This window comes from Planomonospora algeriensis (assembly GCF_977012225.1).
The window spans coordinates 1-1326 of record NZ_CDRNDK010000862.1; the positions used below are offsets into that span (position 1 = coordinate 1).

A 1326-nucleotide genomic window follows, 5' to 3' on the forward strand; every position below is an offset into this window, starting at 1 on the left:
CCGAGGTGGCCGCCCGGCTCCCTTTGAAGATCATCTGCGACATGATGGGCATCCCCGAGGAGCACTACGGGACGGTCTTCGAGGCGTCGAACATCATCCTGTCCGGCGGGGACCCCGAGTTCATGGACGACCCCGCCCGCGCGGCCGAACTGCTCCTCGGTGCGGGGCAGCGCCTGCAGGAGCTGGTCGTCTCGCTCGCCGACGCCGGCGGGGACAACCTCATCACCTCGCTGACCAGCGCCAACATCGACGGCGAGAAGCTGACGATGCAGGAGCTGGGCTCGTTCTTCATCCTGCTGGTGGTGGCGGGCAACGAGACCACCCGCAACGCGATCTCCCACGGCCTGCACCTGTTCACCGAGAACCCCGGCCAGCGGGAGCTGCTCCTGGCCGACTTCGACGGGCGCATCGCCGGCGCGGTCGAGGAGGTCGTACGGCTGGCCTCCCCGGTCACCTGGATGCGCCGCACCGTCACCCGCGACCACGAGATGAACGGCCACCTGTACCGCAAGGGTGACAAGGTGCTGCTCTACTACTGGGCGGCCAACCGGGACGAGGCGGTCTTCACCGACCCCCACCGCTTCGACATCCTGCGGACCGAGGGGCCGCACGTGGGCTTCGGCGGGCCGGGACCGCATTTCTGCCTGGGCGCCCACCTCGCCCGCCGCGAGATCACGGTGATGTTCCGCGAGCTGTTCACCCGGGTCCCGCAGATCCGCTCGGTCGGCGAGCCCGACCGTCTCCGCTCCACCTTCATCAACGGCATCAAGCACCTGCGGTGCGATTTCTGAGGCCGGCCCCGTCGACCCCGTCAGGCCTGGCGGGCGGCGCCGGCCGGGCTCACCGCCCTGAGCCCGGTCCACCGCCCTGAGCCCGGCTCACCGCGCTGAGCCCGGTTCATGGATCCGAATCCGGTTCATCGACCTGAGTCCGGCTCATTGACCTGAGCGAGTACGCCCGCCAATGATGGGCGGTATGAGCGCGATGCCCGGCGAGCGCGAGCCGATCACCTCGGTAGCCGACTTCGACCTGTCCGACTACGCCTTCTGGGCCAGGCCGATGCGCGAGCGGGAGCGGGCCTTCGAACTGCTGCGCGCCCTGCCGAGCCCCGCCTTCTACGCCGAGCCGGAGGTCTCCTTCGCACCCCGGGGCCCCGGCTACCACGCGCTGGCCAGGCACACCGACATCCTGGAGGCGAGCCGCAACCCCGAGGTCTTCTGCTCGGGGGACGGCGGCGCCACCAACATCCCGGACATGCCGCCGGAGTTCGCCGAGTACTTCGGCTCGATGATCAACATGGACGATCCCCGGCACGCGCGGCTGCGG

Annotated in this window: 1 protein-coding gene and 1 pseudogene; both read left to right on the forward strand. The window is 69.9% G+C overall.

Features of this window, described 5'->3' with window-relative positions; translation table 11 throughout:
• A partial coding sequence (locus ACWJ6R_RS36445) for a cytochrome P450 (protein ID WP_449066566.1) occupies window positions 1-791 on the forward strand: 791 nt, incomplete at its 5' end.
• A gap of 184 nt (window positions 792-975) precedes the next feature.
• Window positions 976-1326, forward strand: a pseudogene (locus tag ACWJ6R_RS36450) (cytochrome P450); the annotation flags it as partial.